At 37.3% G+C, this 19869-nt stretch carries 14 protein-coding genes and 1 pseudogene; 4 read left to right on the forward strand and 11 right to left on the reverse strand.

Annotation, left to right across the window (positions count from 1 at the left end):
• Positions 1 to 16: 16 nt before the first annotated feature.
• The 5 genes from A9970_RS22605 to A9970_RS22625 form a co-directional block, all read right to left on the reverse strand.
• Positions 17 to 3334 (reverse strand): TonB-dependent receptor, encoded by a 3318-nt coding sequence (locus A9970_RS22605; RefSeq protein ID WP_182983815.1) that lies wholly within the window; start codon positions 3332 to 3334, stop codon positions 17 to 19.
• Between the two features lie 198 nt (positions 3335 to 3532).
• Positions 3533 to 4720, reverse strand: a complete 1188-nt coding sequence (locus tag A9970_RS22610) for a FecR family protein (protein WP_182983816.1) — start codon at positions 4718 to 4720, stop codon at positions 3533 to 3535.
• A 71-nt stretch (positions 4721 to 4791) separates the two neighbouring features.
• Positions 4792 to 5331, reverse strand: a complete 540-nt coding sequence (locus tag A9970_RS22615) for a sigma-70 family RNA polymerase sigma factor (protein WP_182983817.1) — start codon at positions 5329 to 5331, stop codon at positions 4792 to 4794.
• 699 nt (positions 5332 to 6030) lie between these two features.
• Positions 6031 to 7080 (reverse strand): hypothetical protein, encoded by a 1050-nt coding sequence (locus A9970_RS22620; RefSeq protein ID WP_182983818.1) that lies wholly within the window; start codon positions 7078 to 7080, stop codon positions 6031 to 6033.
• 198 nt (positions 7081 to 7278) lie between these two features.
• Positions 7279 to 7740, reverse strand: coding sequence for a VOC family protein (locus tag A9970_RS22625; protein ID WP_182983819.1), 462 nt, complete (start codon positions 7738 to 7740; stop codon positions 7279 to 7281).
• Between the two features lie 393 nt (positions 7741 to 8133).
• Between A9970_RS22625 and A9970_RS22630 the strand changes: the two genes are divergently transcribed.
• On the forward strand, positions 8134 to 8781 hold the full coding sequence (locus A9970_RS22630) for an Imm19 family immunity protein (protein WP_182983820.1): 648 nt from the start codon (positions 8134 to 8136) through the stop codon (positions 8779 to 8781).
• 64 nt (positions 8782 to 8845) lie between these two features.
• Here A9970_RS22630 and A9970_RS22635 read toward each other — a convergent pair.
• The 6 genes and pseudogenes from A9970_RS22635 to A9970_RS22660 form a co-directional block, all read right to left on the reverse strand.
• Positions 8846 to 9433: pseudogene (locus A9970_RS22635) on the reverse strand (KilA-N domain-containing protein); the annotation flags it as partial.
• A gap of 170 nt (positions 9434 to 9603) precedes the next feature.
• A complete protein-coding gene (locus A9970_RS22640; protein ID WP_182983821.1) occupies positions 9604 to 9981 on the reverse strand; it encodes a hypothetical protein in 378 nt (125 codons plus the stop codon).
• A 43-nt stretch (positions 9982 to 10024) separates the two neighbouring features.
• Positions 10025 to 10561, reverse strand: coding sequence for a hypothetical protein (locus tag A9970_RS22645; protein ID WP_182983822.1), 537 nt, complete (start codon positions 10559 to 10561; stop codon positions 10025 to 10027).
• Positions 10539 to 10880, reverse strand: coding sequence for a cupin domain-containing protein (locus A9970_RS22650; protein ID WP_182983823.1), 342 nt, complete (start codon positions 10878 to 10880; stop codon positions 10539 to 10541). Before A9970_RS22650 ends, A9970_RS22645 begins: the two co-directional genes overlap by 23 nt.
• Positions 10881 to 11177: 297 nt before the next feature.
• Positions 11178 to 11744, reverse strand: coding sequence for a fasciclin domain-containing protein (locus tag A9970_RS22655; protein ID WP_075993667.1), 567 nt, complete (start codon positions 11742 to 11744; stop codon positions 11178 to 11180).
• A 1025-nt stretch (positions 11745 to 12769) separates the two neighbouring features.
• The gene (locus A9970_RS22660) at positions 12770 to 14203 is read right to left on the reverse strand and encodes a redoxin family protein (RefSeq protein WP_182983824.1); all 1434 of its coding nucleotides are present in this window, start codon (positions 14201 to 14203) and stop codon (positions 12770 to 12772) included.
• 620 nt (positions 14204 to 14823) lie between these two features.
• Between A9970_RS22660 and A9970_RS22665 the strand changes: the two genes are divergently transcribed.
• From A9970_RS22665 to A9970_RS22675, 3 genes are all read left to right on the forward strand, one after another.
• Positions 14824 to 15867 carry a tail fiber protein gene (locus A9970_RS22665; RefSeq protein WP_182983825.1) on the forward strand — a complete coding sequence of 348 codons (1044 nt, stop codon included), beginning with the start codon at positions 14824 to 14826 and terminating at the stop codon, positions 15865 to 15867.
• Between the two features lie 84 nt (positions 15868 to 15951).
• Positions 15952 to 16365, forward strand: coding sequence for a hypothetical protein (locus tag A9970_RS22670; protein WP_182983826.1), 414 nt, complete (start codon positions 15952 to 15954; stop codon positions 16363 to 16365).
• Between the two features lie 167 nt (positions 16366 to 16532).
• Positions 16533 to 19784, forward strand: coding sequence for a DUF5977 domain-containing protein (locus tag A9970_RS22675; RefSeq protein ID WP_182983827.1), 3252 nt, complete (start codon positions 16533 to 16535; stop codon positions 19782 to 19784).
• Positions 19785 to 19869 lie beyond the last annotated feature (85 nt).

Here is a 19869-nt window from a genome sequence, read left to right on the forward strand (position 1 = left end):
AAAGTCAATAATTTGATTAAAATCCGACGTTAAGCCCCAATGTGAACGATTTAGCAGGCGGGTATATTCCCGTAAATTCGGGATCTATCCCCTTAAAACTGGTAAAGACGATTGGATTTGATGCGTCAACATAGATCCTGAAGGCATTAAACCACTTTTTATTGAACAAGGGGTTAAGATCATATCCCAAGGTGATATTCCGTACACGGACAAAATCGGACTTCTGAAGCAAAAACTGACCCGACCCGGGAAATGGATTCACGACAAAGGGATTAGGATATTTTCCTTGCGTATTTTCGCTTGACCAAAACTGATCCACCATATTGGGAATATTCCATCCACGGTTGATATTCGGGTTCATTTCGGTTACGTACCCCATATAATCGTTATTGCGTCGGGTGCCAAACATACCATAGACATGGATATTGAGGTCGAAACCTTTGTAGCGAAATGTATTTCCAAAGCCCATGATAAGCTTAGGATCGGCATTGGCTAGCTTAACTACATCCGCATCATTGATGATGCCATCGGGTTTACCTGTCAACTGATTATTTTCATCATATCCATTGATATCTTTGACTTTTTGCACGCCGGGCAACGCACCGGGCATATGTGGCACTACTTCGCCGGGCTGTACCAGGCCATCTAAGAGGTAGCCCCAATGGACGCGGATAGGATCTGTGGCAGACTCGTAGGATTTAAGTACGACATCAGGACTTCTTTCTTTCCAACGGTCACGATAGGCCGAGAGCGTTAGGGTACTGGTCCACTGAAAAGCACCGGTGAGGTTTTGTGTGTTCAATGTTACCTCAAATCCCTTACTGGAAGTCTTGCCGAGGTTGGCTGCAACTTTATCCAAGGGGAGGTAAGTTTTCAACTGTCTTTCACCCAAAAGGTCGGCTATAGTTTTTGAGAACAATTCGGTCGTTACACTGATGCGTTCGTCAAATAAACCCAAATCCAGTCCCAGATTGTATTCTGTTGTGGTCTCCCACTTCAGATCGGGGTTGGCATAGGAAGAGAGATAGGTTCCGGTATTGACCGAATTGCCAAACAGATAATCGCTGCCAAAAGAATAGAACGCAAAGGCTCCCGATATGTTGCTGTTGCCCGTCTGCCCGGCACTTACACGTAGTTTAGCACTGGAAATCCATTTTGCGGCCGACATAAACTGTTCTTTATCCAACTTCCAGGCAAAGGCGCCGGAAGGGAAATAGCCAAATTTGTTTCCCTTTCCAAAGCGGCTCGATCCATCTGCACGCATCGTCAGGGTAAACAGGTATTTATCCAAGAGATTGTAATTTAACCTTCCAAAATAAGAAGCCAGTTCATTGACACTTTTATATGATCCAACACTGGGGCGTACCGATTCACCAGCACCAATATTACTTGTACCGAAGGCATCGGTTGGAAATTTGTTATTGGACAGGTTGTGTCCCGAACTTCCCATGGATTGCCATTCGTAACCGACCAACATGCTGAGATCATGGATGTCGTTTAATACTTTTCTATAACTCACTGTAGTATTGAACAATTTGTCAAAGCGGTTATTCTGACCAATATTCGCCTGCCCACCTACAGCCTCTCCATAAAGTGTTGACTTGGGAAGATAAATATTGTTGATGGCATCTTGTTTATCAAAACCCAGTTGCGTCCGGATCTTCAGATCTTTGATTGGTTGCAGCTCAGCAAAGGTTTGCACCATCAAACGGTTTTGTTCGGTGACATTGCTGATATCAAGCAAGGATACAGGATTGGGAAAAAATGTCGAATTGGGTACAATTGAATAACTGCCGTCAGGAAGATACACGGGTAATGTCGGTGTAAATTTAAGTGCCGACTCCAACACACCTGTATTTTCGGCACCTCCAGTCCCTAACGCCGGATTGCTGATATCGATACGGCTTCCTGTAGCTCGAACACCGGCCTTGAGCCAGCTATTCACTTCTTGGGTGATATTGACCCTGCCTGTGTATCGATTAAAATCGTTTTTCTTCACCACACCATCCTGTCCAAAATAATTAAAGGACATCAGATAGTTTGTTTTTTCGTTTGCTCCGCTAATACTTACATTATGATCCTGAATACTGCCTTTACGAGTAACCTCATCGATCCAGTTGGTTCCATTGCCTGCAGCATTGATTTCATCTTCGGTATACGGGGCAACAAATGCGGGTACTGCGGATGGGTCAGTATCCCCATACACGCCAATTTTATTGTTCACCAGCCATTGTTCGTGGAGATAATTGCTGCGGGCACGCATCCATTGGCTGGCATTCATCATTTCCCATGGTTTTTGCACCCGCTGTGTGCTTGTTTTCAGATCGTAGGATACCTTTGCACGCCCCTGTTTACCGGTTTTTGTGGTAATCAAGATTACGCCGTTGGCTGCTCTGGCACCGTAGATCGCTGTTGCACTGGCGTCTTTCAACACTTCTATCGATTCGATATCATTGGGGTTAATAGAATTGAGCGGACTGCGGTTGCCAATCTGATAACGTGTACTCGTACCCGGATCAACCCCGCCCGTCACAGGGAAGCCATCTATAATATAGAGCGGCGCATTTCCGGCTCCTGTTGAAGCAGCCCCTCTGATCAATACCTCTACGCCACCGCCGGGTTGGGCATCTGTCGAGCGTACTTGTACCCCCGCAGCTTTTCCTGCAATCATCTGTTCTACAGATGCACTGGCTGCTTTCGGAAGATCTTCGGCTTTGATGGAACTCATTGCTCCAGTCAGATCAGATCTTTTTTGCGTTCCATAGCCGATTACAACGACCTCTTCGAGCTTGCTTTCTCCGGCAGCAACCATGGTGACTGTAACCATTCTGTTTGAATTGACCAAAGTCGTATAAGGCCTAAATCCGATGTATTTAAATGCTAATTGGTCACCGATATTGGCTTTGATTTCGTAGTTTCCCTGATCGTCGGTGGCTACTGTAACACCTTTTCCAACAACACTCACCGAAACTCCAGCCATAGGCTGATTGTCTGCTTGGATCACTTTACCACGTACGGTTGCTTGTTGTACTAGGGTGTTCGTGTGCGGCGAGATTGTTACCGATCCATCGTAAATTCGGTATTCAAAAGGCTGGTTTTTAAAAGCAGCTTCCAATACTTCAGACAAAGGGGCATCTCGCATATCCAGATTGATAGGCATAACGCTGTCCAAAATACCCTTTTTGTACATAAATCGGTATTTCGTTTGTGTTTGAAGTTCGTTTAGAAGCTCTTTTAGCGTAATATTTTTCTTTTGAAGGTTGACTTTTTGTCCTAAAGCACTGGCATGAACGCTTACTGTCAATGCAAGTGAAAACGCTAAAGAAAGTTTCATGACTAATACAGTTTTTCGAAGGTTAACGCCATAACGAGGCTCGTCTGGGTATTGCCTTAACCAGATTTTATACATAATTTTGAATTGATTAGGTTATTAACTATTTGTTACTACACATTTGGTATGCCGATTCATTTCCGGGGATATTCGTCGTATCTCCGGATTTCATTATACCTTCATTATTTAGGTTAGTTTATTTCATTTTCCTCCTTTGTTATTTTTGACAACTAATTCTTTCCCATTGATTTCAAACGTATAACGCGACATGTCTGTCAGCATTTTACAGACAGTAGCTAAGGTATTGGAGCGTTTTGCCCCGCCCATATAAGTGGTTTGATCTACGGTTATCTGATATTTGACATCAACATCATACCATCTAGACAGCTCTACCAGGATCTGCGGAAGTGTCTTTCCGTCAAAATAGAAATAACCTTCGCGCCAGGAAAGCGCTTCATTGACATCTGCAGTCTCTGTGCGTAGCGCTTCACCCGTATTGATCACGGCTTGTCCTGGAAGTAAACTTGCCGACATCTGCTTACCTACTACCTTCACTTTACCTTCTGTCAATAATGTTTTGACAGTTTGATCTTGGTAATTATTGATATTAAAAGCTGTACCCGTTACATGGATGGCATAACTTTGTGTTTCGACAATAAATGGTTTCTCTATGTTTTTTGCCACCTCAAAAAATGCTTCACCCGAGATGAGCTTCATGCGACGCTCGTTAGCTGAAAATTGACTTGGAAACTCTATTTCGCTATTGGAGTTTAACCATATCTTGGTTCCATCCGCAAGGACTGCCTGAAATGTGCCACCTTTGGGAGTATGTATACGATTGGGCCGATAGTCTGCAGAATTGGTTTGATCTTTAAATTCGACGAAACTATCAAATATCTGAATGTTAGCGGTATCAACTGCACTACTATTTATTGCTTTACCCAGATCAACCACGCGACCGTCAGCTAAGGTTAATGTTGCACCATCATGTCCCGGAGTGACATCATTTTTATAGCCATACTGATGATCTGGAATAACAGAAGTATTTGATACAACAGTACGTTTCCACAACAGAGACAGCACTATAATAAGTACCGCTGCTGTCGCAGATAACCAAATGTAAAATGGCGATATGCGTTTTAAAGGGATAGAATTTGACTTTCTTCTTTCTTCCAAGCTGTCCCAACGGACGGCCAGATCAATCTTTTGAAGCTCATCCAACTCTTGGTCCAACAATTCGGTATCATCCAGATCAACAAGCAACTGTGCTGCCTGAGGATTATCGGCCATAAAATTTTTCAATGCCATGATTTCCTCGTCAGAAGCCAATCCTTGTACAGTCTTCGCCAAAAGACCTGCAAAATAAAGTTGTTCACCATTTTTATCCATACGGTAACTTAGGTTTTTTAATACTATGTACCATTAAAAATGAAAACGGGTGAAAAAGAAGCAAAATTTTTTTATTGATAGAAGTAGATGCAGAGGAGCACAAATGCCTGAGGTGATATTTTGTTTCGCAAGAGCTGGAGCGCCCTTTTCTTTTGCGTCTTCACGGTATTGATGCTCACACCTAAGAGATCGGCGATTTCTTGATTTTTAAGTCCTTCAAGATAACCTAACTTACAAATTTGTTTGCAGCCGGGAGGCAACGATTCCAATGCGACATACAGTTCCGCAATAAATTCAGCCCGGAAGAGCTTTTCAAATACTGTCGCATCTTCCCACTCTTCGGCTCTTTCCTTCAGGAAGAAAAGCTGCGCTGTTTTTTGTTTCCTTATATTTTTGGAAGCTAAGTTTTTGACCGTGGTATACAAAAATGATTTAATTACGGGAGCAGCGTCTACTGTTTTGAGATTGGAGTCCATCAGCACCATAAAGCTATCCTGAACCAGGTCATGGGCGATCTCATGATCATTTACTAAACTTTTGGCAAAAAGATATAACCGATGATAATATTGATCAAAATAGTCTCTTATTTCTTTATTTGACAAGTTCCCCATATTGAAATTCGTTTTTCAGGCACTTAGCACAAGCGATGTTAAGAAAATTGGTGCGTTAAGTCAAAGTTAAAAGTTATCTGCAATTATCCAAACATAAATACCTGATGGATCCGAAATGACTTAGGAAATCCAGAACATGAGCAAGCTAATTAAATTCTATAGATAAGTATTGTTACTGGAGATTTATAAAATCTGATTATTCAAGCTTTTTATAGCGTTATCGCTTCGTCGAGAGGGTGCATGCTACATTTCTAATCCGCCGTCAACTAACTGAGAGGTTCATTCCATTGGCGTATACCGATAAACATATCATTTACAAATTTTTCTGTATACCGCTGCATTCCAGTTTCCTCCTTATCAAAGTAGGTCTTTATTTTTGAACAGACTTTAGGATTGTAGCATAACTTGACCCGGAAGTTTTCGACCCATTCAGCCCGTATAACAATAGTAATTAATCTTTTTGTATCTCTAGACAAGCCGATTACGGTAATAGCTTGGCACATCCCGGCATACCAATCGATAATATACACTTTGGTGCCCGGGCTAAACTGTTTCGTGCCATAGCGGGTTTCTATTTACCCTTGACCATAGCTAATTTCCTGTTTGATGTTAGCTACTAATGTCCATAATGGTATAGGTTCTAAATGATCCATATTTATTCAGTTCGGTCGAATTTATGTTATGCAGATTTTTTTAAGGCTATTCGTATACAAAATCAATATACTCCAAAGCCTTTTTGTGATATTGCTCAGCTAGTTCAGCGAAGCGGTTATTCCTTTTATCACTGCCTAAAAAGCCACTCACACTTTCCACATTAGCATTTTCAAATACAGGTTTAAAATTTTCGGGATCTTGATTTCCGTTCCAAATAATGAATTCTTGCAGATTTGGGGCATTTTTTAAGGATGACATGTCAGATAATCCTTTCATATCCTCCAATGAAATCCGTCTCAGTAATTTATTGTTAGATAGATCGGGGAAGATCGTTACCTGTTTTAGCGATTGGATAAATAGATTTTGGAGTGTGGGTAACGCTGAAATGAATGATAGATCCGAAAGCCCACGTACTTGCCAAAGTTCTAGGTATTTGATTGATGGTAAGGTTTTTAGTGCCTCAAAACTTTTTATGCCCCCAAGTTTAATATCGACGGACCACAGGTGTTTTAGACCTTTAAGATAATCAATGTTAGGAGTTGAGATCGAGCGGAGGACGATTTTTTTGAGATCCTTTAGTTTATTGATTACATTGATTCCTTTTTGATGTCCTTCAATATAGAGGTATTCTAGATTTTTGAATCTTTCAATATAGTCAATTTGTGGTTTTTTAGATCTGGTTTGATATAAGAATAATTCTTTTAGATGGGGATTGATTTTTTCTAAAAAGTTAAAGTTATCCAAATTTAAAATACCCACAGCTAGTGTTTCTAAGTTTTTGAGCTGGCTGACAATATCAATTCCAGTAGCTTCAATTAAACAATCTATTGAAATCTTTCTAAGAGAAGGGATACGCTCCAGAAAAGTTAGGTCACAAACTGTGGAATAATGTCCAAAAATCCGTAATGCAATATCTGGCCTTTGGGAGAACACAGTCATTTCCAATAAATCTATTTCCTTATTCGATAAAGGATCGGAAAACTGGATGTATTTTGTATTGATATCCTTTGCAAGAGCCTTTAAATCTGCCTCTTCAAACCCTGTTGAAATACTATAATGTCCTGATCCTCTATTTATACTGTGTATGCTCATCATAAAAGGTTTGACTAAACATAGCAAAAAAATGGTGAATATGAACTTTAGTTCACATAATATCCCTGAAAATTGATATAGATTGGAAAGTATCTTTGAATGAAGGACAATTTTGTATTTATACAGATTATCGCGAAAGACAAAAATGATCGGGGAATGAGGTTAGGTTTCTGACTGTGAATCGAGTGATCGTTACTTTGTTTAGAAATCGGTAATAATGATCTTTTTCATTCCCATCATTTTTTTGAACGCGCCTGGTCTTTTGTTGAGGTCCGCCCAATTTTCAGGACAAACCTGCCAACTTAATCCGTATTTGTCTTTCAGCCACCCGCAAACGCTCTCCTGTCCTCCATCCGATGTAAGTGCTTCCCAGTAATAGTCTATTTCAGCCTGATCTTTACAGGGGATCATCAGCGAAATAGCCTCGTTAAATTTGAATATCGGTCCGGCATTGATCCCAATAAGGCGCATTCCCAGAATCTCAAACTCAACGGTAAGCACTTTCCCAGCGAAATCTTTCTGGAAATCAGCTAGTCCTTCGGCTTCTGAGTTCGGGTAATACGTAGTATTGATTATTTTTCCATCTTTGAAAACCGATAGGTAATATTCTGCGGCTTCCTGTGCGTTGCTGTCAAACCAAAGGTTTGGAATTATCTTTTGCATAGCTTTATATTTTTTGGTTATTTTTTCTTTTTCAGTATAGCCTACATTTGATACCCCTCTGTTCCATTCTATCTGGATTTTGATCATTTGCAGTCTTACAAATTTAACAGATTTGTTCCTCGGTCGACTTGGCATAGGATAAGAAATAGAACTGCATATCTAACGCATTGCATCTCGTTGATAGTCTGATAGACATGATAATTTTTCGAACAAGATATTTTGAAAGCGGATTTTTTGCCCGGGATCAAACTGCCGGAAGTACCCCAAGTTTGATGGATAAAATAATAAAATTTATGGGGGTTTAACCAAAAGATATTTCAACTATATTAGCTGAAGGGGAGGTAAAATAATAAATTGGCTTGTCGGACCAATTTTAAATATCAGTAGCTAAATATGAATAGACAAATTACACTAAACAACTTAGAAGACAATACGTTCTTTTGGTATACGTATATTAAATGGTTCAATGGGTACGATGACATCAACGAGATCAACATTGACGAAGCACTAGAAGTTATCGGAATTGACAAAGAAAAATTAGCTGAATGGGAAGAACAATTTTTTTCGATAGATAAAGATGGAGAATCTTTAAAATTTATCGGAGGAAATTTAGTGGAAGATATAACTTTCTTAATTGAATTTCAAGATCATGAAATTATATTTTTTCTTAACGACATTTACTTTGGGAATTTGGGGGGACATTTTGAAGCATGGTTTCTAACTTGGGATGAACTTTTATCACTTCAGCAGTTTGAACATTTATTTCTGCTTATGTTACCAATGACAGCAATTGAACAACATCAAAAAGATAATGCGAAGCAGATTATACATGACCATTTAAAAACAATACCAAAGTTTGAACAAAGTGCGGAATATATTTCTAAGTGTATATTAAACGGACTTTTAATTGACGAGCTCTTTTTTGAATTCGATGAAGTGGGTACCGTAAATAATCAAAATCATAGTGTTCGAAATATTCGAAAATATCCAAGATATCGAGAAAACGTAATTGAACTAAATAAAGTCTTGAAAAAATTGTGAAATTCAAAATTGCAACTCCTTTTTCCGAACAGGAAATAGGCAATGATGATTTATGTTGGATCGACTATTGACCTGTTGTTAGCTTAGTATCTCGCCATTGTTTGGCAGTTATTCCAAATAGTGCGATATTCAGAATATCGGCTTCGTTGGCATAAACGGAATTTGACTGTTGTTTGGTGATTTCTGGCGGAATAAGATTTTCTTTGATAGCATCTGTATGGATTTGATAATTCACCTTAGCTAGCGTTCTATTTAAATCCCAATTTAATTTCAAACGATTGTTTTCATCGTCTTTTAAACGTTGAAACTCCTTTATTATATAAAGTTTAAACTCGATTGAAATCCAGTAAGCGAATTCTAGTGCTATGTCCTTATGAGCAAAAGTTCCCCCGTACCTTCCAGCTTTAGAAATTATTCCAATTGCGTTGGTATTTTCTATCCAACGTTTTGGGGTCATCACAAAACTATTGAGACCAGCTTGTTTTCTAAACCCGTCGAATTCGACGGGTTTAAAATTGGGATTATATATACTTTCCCAAAAACCTAAGAGTTCAATGGTATTACGATTTCTCATCCAATTTTGGATAATGCTATCTATATGTGTCGAATCTTTGTGTCTTGCAATATCCGTAAGTGATATGTAATCATTTTGATGTTCTTGATATAGGTGGAGATTTTGGAGGCTTTGATCATATTATTTCGGAAATTACTGATCAGTGAATTCGAATAAGTTTGACCATTAAAATAATGTACCTATAGATTTTAAATATATTATTTTATGTTATTTCGAACTTCAATTTAAATGGTCAATTTGCGACGGAATTACATGGTCAGTTTATCCGAAATCTCCATGTTATTGACAAAAATGCCAAAGTCAATGTTTGCTATAGTGAGAAAACCAGCACTATTTCCATCAATTTCGATACTTCCAAATTTTGTGAGTTTTGCCAGTTTTGTATTGAATGATCCATCAGTGTCGGAAGATAATTTTTTGAGCGTATTTCCTTCAGAATCTAAAAATCGTATCTCGGCATTGGGTACTTTTCGCTTTGTCTTAGCTTCAGTGACAATGCCTGAAATCGTTACTGAATCCTGAGAAGTGTTCTCGTCTACATAGCCTGAAGCTTCATATCCGCCGAGTGCCTTAACTTTTTCCGTTCTCGATTGGATGATAGAACAGGAGAAGATGCAAATCACCAAAAAAAGTACTGAAATTTTAACACCCCAAATCAATTTGCAACACCTATCTATGTTTTCTATTTGCTTTTTCAACTTCTTTCCTCAGCTTTTTCTGGTCCTTTTTAGGCCCTGTTTCATTTATATAAACAGGTTGCCTTGGTAATTTTATATCCAAATAATAATCTTTAAAATTAGCATCAATTCGGACATCATCGATTGAAAGATTTGATCCAAATCTTTCAATAATTATTTTTCCCCAAAAACCATCTGATGATATTTTATTTAAAAATTCACCCTTTTTGTCGGTCATAAGGGAAGCTATGGTATCTTTTCCATTTTGAAGAAAAAAAACTCTTGCGTCAGACACTATTTCGTTATTGTAACATAATCTTACTTTTCCATGTATCAATGGTGCAACCTCGCTTTCTGTATATCCTTTGCCTTGCTGATTAAAACTAATGCAATTGTTTCGATCTATTTCAGCAAAGTCATCAAGATTCTTTTGTGTTGAGCAGCTTAATAGTGTTGAAAATAAAAAGAGTTTAGCAAGCCAAACGAACTTTATTTTTAATGAAAGATTACAAATTAATTCGATCTCCATGAGATTTCGGCTGTGAAATAACAAGAAATTCTAAATCTTGATTAGTTCTATTGAAAATTCTGTGTTTCTGACTTGCTTGGATATGAAAGCCATTGTTTTCTTCAACAACATATGATTCATTATCTACTTCGAAAGTTGCAGTACCCTTTAATATGTAAAAAAATTGCTGTGCCTTACTATGAAAATGTAAACTTTCTTTTGTTCCTGGCGGCATTTTCTCTTGAATCACACTTAAAGAATCAGACTTTAATAAGTGCCACCCATCACAATTTTCACCCCAGATATAATGCTCAGCATTGTCGGTATTTTTTACTTTCATTACTCATTCAATAAAATTATGTGATATTCAAAAAAGAATAACGGTAATACGGAATCACAAGTATAAAGATATGCCAAACTAGGTCAAAAAAGAAATCGGATTGCACCCCAGTTTCATTGTCTCTAATTTATAAAAATACATTAGTAATCGTAGCTATTTTTAGGGGAGATTACAGATGCAAAGAATAAAACGAGCAATGTTAACATTACTCGTTCTATCATGATTGACACTTCTTTGCTGTGAATAAAATCATTGAATTTGTCCTAAAATAAATAGGTGATTCTATGGCAACACTATTTAGGGCATTAATACAGCGTCTATTACATGGATTACCCCATTTGATTGATTGACGTCCGCAACTGTTACTTTTGCGCTGTTACCTTTTGCGTCTTTTACATATACATCGTTCCCTTTCATCCAAAAAGTAAGGTTGCCACCTTGGACTGATTTAGTTACATAGGTTCCTTTACCATCCTTAATCGCTTTGGTGATCTGCGCGGCACTCCATTTTCCAGGAATCACGTGGTAGGTCAATATTGATGTTAATTGAGCCTTGTTTTCTGGAAGCATTAAGTTATTTAGGGCCTCTTTGGGGACTTTAGCAAAAGCGTTATTGGTAGGAGCCAAAACAGTAAAAGGACCAGGTCCCTGTAAGATTTCTACAAGGCCAGCAGCTTTTACTGCAGCGACCAGAGTCGTGTGATCTTTAGAATTGACTGCATTCTCAATAATGTTTTTGGAAGGATACATAGGTGCACCACCTACCATAACAGTTTTTTCCTTTGTTTGAGCCTGGCCCATGTAAGTGCTTCCCAATAATAATGCTGCAGAGGCAGCCGCCCATAAGATTGATTTAATTTTCATGATCTTTATTTTTTATCTGTTATTTAAAAGCTTTATATGATCATTTACGATGAAATTGATTACTTGGATTGCAGTGAAGAATAAAATTTGCAGATCGTAGCTTAGTGTACTCTGTAAGTTCCGATTAAACTTCAAAAGTAAGTATAGGTAATCTTCTAGAAGTTGAAATTCATTCACCAAATAAATTTGGAGTTCAGTATCAGAAGAAATCTACAATACTTTTTTAGAATATAGCTACCCTTTAAATTATTGTATTCTTCTGCGAAAAGTAATCCGATAAAAATCTTTATTAGCGTTTCTTATATTTAGCTTCACTCCTCTATGAAGCGTATCGAGGATAGGATATCCCTTATAGTTTGCTTTCTTTATTGCTTGTTTGTATTCAGTGACTTAGGTGTGAGGTTTTTACTTAATCGCTTAAGCTATCCAAGTATAGTCGCGTTTTATCACCTTCCATTTTCCATTTATTTTTTCTAGGACAAAATCATATCCCTGACCGCAAAGTCCCCCACATACGTATTCTAATGATACAAATGCTTTAAAAGATGATGCCAAAATGATTTCCTTTCCATAGTACAATTTACTAAATTCATGCATCAGGTTTTTATTTATGCTACAGTATTTAACAGACGATCAAATCAGAACAAGGCTGAAACTGGGAAAATCTGTAGAGCAGTGGTTAGGTGATGAACAAGAAGTATATAAACGTTACTTTTTCAGTATGGAAGAATTTCTAAACAATACTAATAAGATATTGATGGGTTTTCGACAAACTTAGTCGGCGCATAGTCAATTTTAATGAAAGAAGAACTCTTAATTAAAACCTACCGTGCGGAAGGAAAGAATTTCCGTATAGATTATAAGGGCTCAGTTATAAAAATAAATGAAACTGTCTCATAAAGTGTGTAAGTTATAGAAATGCAGAGTTCAGTTATGTTCCTTATAACTGTACTCTGTTTTCAAATGAAGTTATGAGTTTGAGTAACACTCCCCAATAGCTGCCTTATAGGCAGTGTTAGTCTTGGCTAAGGTTTCTGCATATAATCTCTTACTTCTTTCGATCCTGGCCTCGGTGCATATGGGCTCTCAATTATTCCTTGTTCATTGATGATGATATAACGAGGTAGGGTAGATATAAAATATTTTTTTTTGAAATCCTCAGCGTTTTCTAACGTCACATTGAGTCCATTTAATTTTGTGTTTTTTAGATATCCATTTAGTTCATTTAAGTCATTGTCAATATAAATATTTAAAACAATTGCATTTGATCGTGTTTCGATTCCGTCAACCAATTTATTTATATTAGCAAGTTCCTGTACAGAAGAACTACAGCCCTGTGACCAAATATTCATGTATATTTTTTTACCATTTAAGCTGCTCAAATCGAAATTAGTACCATTTATTCTTTTTAAAGCAATATCTGGAGCTGCTTTTCCTTTTCCGATAGCTTCCATTGCGCGCTCTTTTTCTACTACTACAGATAGATAATCAGGCCGTTTAAATATTTCTTTTAATCGTAGGATATTAGTCTCGAAAAAAGTGGGATTACCCGTTTTGAGTGCATAGAGCAGGGTCTGTGCTGAGAAGAAATTGGCAATTTTTGAAGATTTAAACAAGGAGAGTCCTAGATCTAATCTTTGATTAAAAAGGCAAATCTGTTCCTCATTGTAAATTTTGTTTTTGCAATTATTCTTTTCTTTTACTTTATGATCCAAATACATTCCAAGTAAATCAACAACATATTGCGACAACAGATTTATCTCACTTTTTTTTAATTCATTGATATTAATATCATCCAGTTTTAGGATGGGATTTAAATTGTTATGCGTAAAATAATTGTGATAATCAGCGTATAAAATATTTCGGATGGTAATAAAAGCCTTTAAATCATTTGAATCTAGTTGTTTGAATTTTTTATCAGCTATCTTTGGAAAATATACATTGCGAAGATTTTCTATTTCATGTTCAATAGTCGAATTTGCAAGGAGAAAACTATCTTTAGGTAGTGAATAGAGTCTCTTTAGATCTAGATTTTTTTCGTCTAGGAGTTTGTTTTTTTTTAAAATGTAGGTGTTAATGGGGTCTTTTATCGTAATACGTTCTGGATTTGTTTTTTCACTCCGTAATTCGACTTCTATTTCTATCCTATTATCCTTATCTATATAAATGGGATAATCTTCATTTTGGTATCTTAAATAAAGCAGCGCCGGTAAATTGTTCTCCATCGTAACAGTAAAGATATTGCGGTGCGTTTTTTTGGAAATAATATTAATGATATCCTCATTTTGCTCTAAGGTACTTTTTTTTAGAAAGTATAGGTTTTCATTAAGATCCCCATTAACGATAAGCTCTATTGTGGCCGAGTCTGTACTAGAATACACTACTAAATCTTTTGCCTCCGACTGGGACAAATTAATGAAGATAAATCCAATTAAAAATGTGAAAAAGGTATATTTCATGAAAAATAGAGTTAGCGACAATTAAATTGCCTTTGATTTTAGTAAATCACTCCAGATGAGTGTTCTTCGTGTTAGTATTTGCTAAAAAACCTTGTGAATATATATAATTAATTTCAAACGTTGTTCTAAGCAGATTATTCGACAATTCGTTCTATACTTTTCGGTATCTCTTCACTACCGCTTACATACCCCTTCTTTTCCTCAAATTGCGGCGCAATCCTGTCTACTTTTGCTATATAGGTAGCATTGTTCAAGCACAATATAGCAAATCGCTTTGCCGGGATGATTTAAAATGCGCAGGAGAAAAAACTATTGATAAAATAACATTTAGGAGAATAGATTGATCTATGGCGTCAAAGTCGCAATGTATAAGAAAAGTGTTAAAATCGCTAGTGGAGTTAACTTTACTGCTTTTTTATTAGTTTTCCATTATTTTATTATTGTACGAAATTAATTTTAGTAGATATGGTTGATTTATTTTTTTAATACGGTGGAGAAAAATACTATATTTGCCTCAATTAAACGAAAGCTATACCAATTTTTGAAAAGTAATTAACCAGGGTAGTATTCGAGTAGAGCATTTCATTTATATATATTATTGACCATTTTATTAACTAGCCATGAAGAATTTAAAATCAGGACTTCTATTTCTCCTGAGTGTCTCTGCTTTAGGTGGGAAAGCACAAAATTTGTTAAACCTAACTGACTGGGTTGTAGGAACAGGAGGAATCACAGGGTTAGCTCAAAATGGACTAACTTCGGAAAACCAACGTGAATGGGGAATTGGGCCTTATGGTACACAGGTTATATTATGGAAAGGAAGCCCCAGTGGCGATGAAAACGGTGATGGAGGATTTGATTCGTCCTATTTTATCATTAACAACCAAAAAACCTATCGTTATACCGTTTGGTTGAAAAAGACGAATTCAAACGATGGAATATCCTATCTTGGTTGTGCTCCAGGGGTAACAACCTTGGCTGGAGTGGCTAATAATAACCCCTATTTTTGGTATGGCGACCTCCCTGAATTAAATAAATGGTATCTCGTGGTGGGGTATGTCCATGGTACGAATGATCCATCGACGACAAATTTCGGTGGCATCTATGACGGCCTAACGGGTAAAAAGGTAGTTTCAACAACAGATTTCAAGTTTGCTTCTAATACAACTGCGACCCAGCATAGATCCTATTTATTTTATGATCCCAATATTAATGATCGCCAATATTTTTACGGACCTCGTGTCGAAGAGGTCAATGGCAATGAACCAACTATTAGTGCGCTCTTGGGCAATCCTGTAGGTGCGGGCGATTTTTATTTTTCGGGAAAAGTCGGTATCAAAACTCAGACGCCGGGAGATTATGACCTGGCTGTCAACGGGAAGATCCGTAGCCAGGAAATCAAAGTAGAAACTGCTGGTTGGGCAGACTATGTTTTTGAGGAGGATTATAAGCTCCCGACACTGGATGAAACCGAAAAATTTATTCAAAAGAACGGTCATTTGCCCGATGTGCCTAAAGCAAGTGAGGTTGAAGCTAACGGTATCTCATTAGGTGAAATGAATAAAGTACTGTTGAAGAAAATTGAGGAATTGACCTTACAGGTGATTCAATTGAATAAAACTGTACAAAAACAAGATAATAAAATAAAGTCGCTGGATAGATAGATTATTATCATTTTTTTAGCGCTTTCTAATCAATTTACAGTGGCTTATTGTCTCTGAGATGAAGTATATATTAATAATTAATTTATGAAATTTTTCAAAAAAGTAATGAAGGGCTGTCTCAGTCTCCTATTCATTTTTTTATGTTGTCACTGTTGGGGGCAAGAGAGTAGCGATCGGTTTATCCAGTCGCCAAATGCAGCTTCGGTTGGCTTTTATGGAAAAACCGATGTAAGCTTTTTTACAGGACTGTTGGATATAGCCATTACGGTCACAAAATTAAGATATCGAGATATTGAACTGCCGATTAGTCTGAAGTATAACTCGGGTGGTGTCCTTTTGGAACAGCATCCCAGCTGGGTCGGGCAAAACTGGACGCTGAATGTGGGTGAGGTGATTACCAGAAAAATAAAATATTTTTTGAATAGAAGGCAATTGATCAGTGAAAGTGTAGCATTTATTAACCATTATAAAAATATTATTAACATCATTATTTTATGAGTGCCAAATTGATCATTCATGATTTTCATTCGAAAATGGGCAAATTCTTTTATTGCTTGCTCCATAAAGGCTTTGAAAAATTATTTTACGTTTACAAGTTGTTTAACTTTAGTGGTTTATATAGGAATCTAAAAGGGATTTCTTTATTATTTTTGTCAGCTGTATTTATGCTAAATACAGTACACGCCCAGACTGAAACCTTATTTCCTTCTGCCAGTAGTATTGCAGCGCTCAAATCTGCAAGTGGAGATTTGAATATGTATAGTGGTAAAATTGATCTAAATATACCAATATATACGATTAGAGAAGGATCGGTTTCTTTAAATATCGCCTTGAAATATACGGGTGGATCGGGAATCAAAGTTCAGGAAATTGCTGGTGAAGCAGGCCTTGGATGGGCTTTAGTAGCTGGATCAGTTATTACAAGGACAGTGAACCGAAATATGGAAGAGCCCAATTCCGGACTTTTGAATGGAACTGATTCGCTTTCAGTATTAACGGCGATAAATAAACCGTACGGCAACAAATTAAACCTCGATGTTTTTAACTCGTCTCTGGGTGGTAGAATCGTTTATGATTTGGACAATAAAGCTCATTTTATGAAAGAACAAGGTTTCAAAATAGAAGAAGATGGCATAAACAGTCCGGATCGAAGATGGGTGATTGTATCCCCGGCCGGGGATAAGTATTATTTTGGAGAGACGTTAGCTTCGAAAGAAATGTTTGTGGTGACAAGCAGCAGTTCTTCGGGAAGTTACAAAGTATTTTCACCTTTGGCTTGCGCATGGCACTTGAGCAAAATTGTTTCGTCCAAAGGTGAAGTTATCCAATTTGAATATGAAAAAGGTAATATTAATAATTTATTGCAATATAAGTACTGGGAAATGAATAGAATCAAATATTCATATAATCCCAACTGGGTAAGTAAGGTCACTGAACTTAATAGCCAAAACGGAAAAATACGGCTTTCTAAAATTAGTAGCAGCCATTCGACAATACAGTTTTTCTACAAGAACCGGGCAGACCTCCAGAATGGTGACGCTATCTCAGAGATATCAGTGTCTGACAAGAGCAATGCACTTGTAACCAAATTTCTTTTTGAGACAGATTACTTTAAAAGTGCTGATTCTACTCCAGCACAGCGACTTAAATTAAAGGCGCTTAGGCAGCAGACACCTGCTTTGGAGACGCATTTATTAGCAGCCTTCGAATATAATGAAACCGAAAATTTGCCGATGCCAAATTCTACTAAAATTGACCATTGGGGATATTATAATAATAATAATACTGGTAAATACTTCGTATCTGAAGGTGCTGACAGGGCCGCGAATCTCAGCAAATGCACTGCAAATATCTTAACAGGGATTCGCTGGCCAACCGGCGGTAGTACAAAGTATGCTTATGAGCTGAATGATTATATAAGAAATGGTGTTCAATATAGTGGTGGTGGGCTGCGGATTAGTTCTATAACAGAAATGGATTCAACTAAGGTGTTGAATAAGAACATATACGATTATTCTACCCTTTTATCTGCTAAGAAAGTGAGTTCAGGCTTGATGCATAGCCTGTTTGATGTCACGAAAGGATACATTTCAGATTATACAAGCAAAAATTATTTTATGACGGACCGGATAGTAAATACCATGACGGAGAACGCCCTGCCTGTAAAAAAAATTATTGATTTAGATGGAATTACAATTGGGTATTCGAAAGTGACACTTTTACATATTGACCAGTCCAGCGAGGAATACAATTTTCAGGATTATGCCACTTTTCCTGATGAGGTAAAGTATTATCGTTATACTTATTTGCCCTTTAAATACACAACAAAAGATATGGCCAGTGTGAATAGCATGGAACTTTATAATGGACTCAATGCTGTTACTTCAAATAATCAGCAACGGGGATTGATTACAAAAAAGGTTATCAGAAACAGCAAAAATGAGATATTAAAATCTATAGATTATAAATACAATACTCTCGTGGGTACACAGATAGCCGGCCTTGAGACTATAACGGTAGGGGATTACAACCCAGATGATAAGGAGCTGGTCAATACAGAAAGATATATGTTAGGAGCTGCTTACACCGAAAAAGTGATGGCAGTTCGCCTCTCCGAATTAAAAGAGGAAAGCTTTTACCCAGGGAGTCCAACCACACGGCTCAGTACTACCATTAACGAGTACAAACCATTTCCGCAGCCATTTCTAATGACCAAACAGACACAGAAACAATCAGATGGCACTTTCCTAAGCTCATCCTATAGTTATCCTTCAGATATGGTCGCCACAGGAAGGGACAATATGGGTGTCTATGCTAATATGATCAACCGCAATATAATTATACCGGTTATTGAGAAGATAGACAGGGCTGACAATCTACAGATCAGTCTTAATCGGACAAATTATAGCCTGTTCAATTTTGGTACCGGCAGCCTTGTTCTTCCCAAGAGCATCGAGTATCAGTCCGGTAGCAACCCTATAGAGACCAATATGTTTTTTAATTCCTATGACGCTAAAGGTAATCCTTTGGAGACGAGTGTTTTTGACGGGGCTACTATAGTTACATTATGGGGATACAATAATCAGTATCCAATTTTGGAAGTGAAAAATGCGACATATGAAAATGTTAAAATTGCCTTAGGAGAAACGATGATTGCAAACTTAGCCGCTAAATCGGTTACATCGGGAGAAATATGGAGTGCGGCAGCAAAACTACGTAAAGCCTTGCCTAAGGCTTTGATCAGTACTTCCACCTATAATCCCTTATTTGGCATAAGAAGTAGAACTAATGAAAGGGGGATGAGTGAATATTATGATTATGATGAATTTGGAAGATTGATCATGATCAAAGATCATAATGGTTATATCCAAAAAACTTTCTGTTATAATGAACGGGGGCAAAAAACAGACTGCACGAATGGTACTTTTTATTTAAACAGAGATCGGAGCCAGAAATTTAAGAAAAATGATTGTGGAATTGGCTACACATCTGGCAGTGAAGTTACATATATGGTTCCTGCAGGGAAATACTCCTCAACTGCTTCTCAATATCATGCCGACCAGCAAGCTCAGGATGAGATAGATGCTAATGGCCAAGCCTACGCAAACGAAAACGGAACATGTATTGGGGGTACTTATACCTTCTATATTTACAACGACACCGATGATCAAATTGGCGTGACGTTTACCCCACTTTTCCCAGGGGGAACTAATAAAACAATTTATGTACCCGCAAAAACATCGGGTTATCAGATTGAAGTCAAGGAAGGGAAATATGATATCTATGCGTCTGGATATAATCAAAATACAACCTTTACAATGAGTTGCGGATATTCTAGTAACGGACAATATGCGAGTTTTAAAAATGTCGATGTAAGTAATTCATGTTCTTCATTGGACATTTACTCAAGTAATTAAATTTTGTAAACAGATGAAAAAAAATGTTTTATTTAATTTAATTTTTGTGATAAAGACGATTGGCTATACAGGGAGTATAGATTTA

Origin of the sequence: Sphingobacterium sp. UME9 (assembly GCF_014170215.1) — a bacterium.
Taxonomy (GTDB): domain Bacteria; phylum Bacteroidota; class Bacteroidia; order Sphingobacteriales; family Sphingobacteriaceae; genus Sphingobacterium; species Sphingobacterium paramultivorum.

Coding starts and splice junctions, on each gene's coding strand:
- A9970_RS22605 (WP_182983815.1), bottom strand. CDS start 3,334: ATGAAACTTTCTTTAGCGTTTTCACTTGCATTGACAGTAAGCGTTCAT.
- A9970_RS22610 (WP_182983816.1), bottom strand. CDS start 4,720: ATGGATAAAAATGGTGAACAACTTTATTTTGCAGGTCTTTTGGCGAAG.
- A9970_RS22615 (WP_182983817.1), bottom strand. CDS start 5,331: ATGGGGAACTTGTCAAATAAAGAAATAAGAGACTATTTTGATCAATAT.
- A9970_RS22620 (WP_182983818.1), bottom strand. CDS start 7,080: ATGATGAGCATACACAGTATAAATAGAGGATCAGGACATTATAGTATT.
- A9970_RS22625 (WP_182983819.1), bottom strand. CDS start 7,740: ATGCAAAAGATAATTCCAAACCTTTGGTTTGACAGCAACGCACAGGAA.
- A9970_RS22630 (WP_182983820.1), top strand. CDS start 8,134: ATGAATAGACAAATTACACTAAACAACTTAGAAGACAATACGTTCTTT.
- A9970_RS22645 (WP_182983822.1), bottom strand. CDS start 10,561: ATGGAGATCGAATTAATTTGTAATCTTTCATTAAAAATAAAGTTCGTT.
- A9970_RS22650 (WP_182983823.1), bottom strand. CDS start 10,880: ATGAAAGTAAAAAATACCGACAATGCTGAGCATTATATCTGGGGTGAA.
- A9970_RS22655 (WP_075993667.1), bottom strand. CDS start 11,744: ATGAAAATTAAATCAATCTTATGGGCGGCTGCCTCTGCAGCATTATTA.
- A9970_RS22660 (WP_182983824.1), bottom strand. CDS start 14,203: ATGAAATATACCTTTTTCACATTTTTAATTGGATTTATCTTCATTAAT.
- A9970_RS22665 (WP_182983825.1), top strand. CDS start 14,824: ATGAAGAATTTAAAATCAGGACTTCTATTTCTCCTGAGTGTCTCTGCT.
- A9970_RS22670 (WP_182983826.1), top strand. CDS start 15,952: ATGAAATTTTTCAAAAAAGTAATGAAGGGCTGTCTCAGTCTCCTATTC.
- A9970_RS22675 (WP_182983827.1), top strand. CDS start 16,533: ATGCTAAATACAGTACACGCCCAGACTGAAACCTTATTTCCTTCTGCC.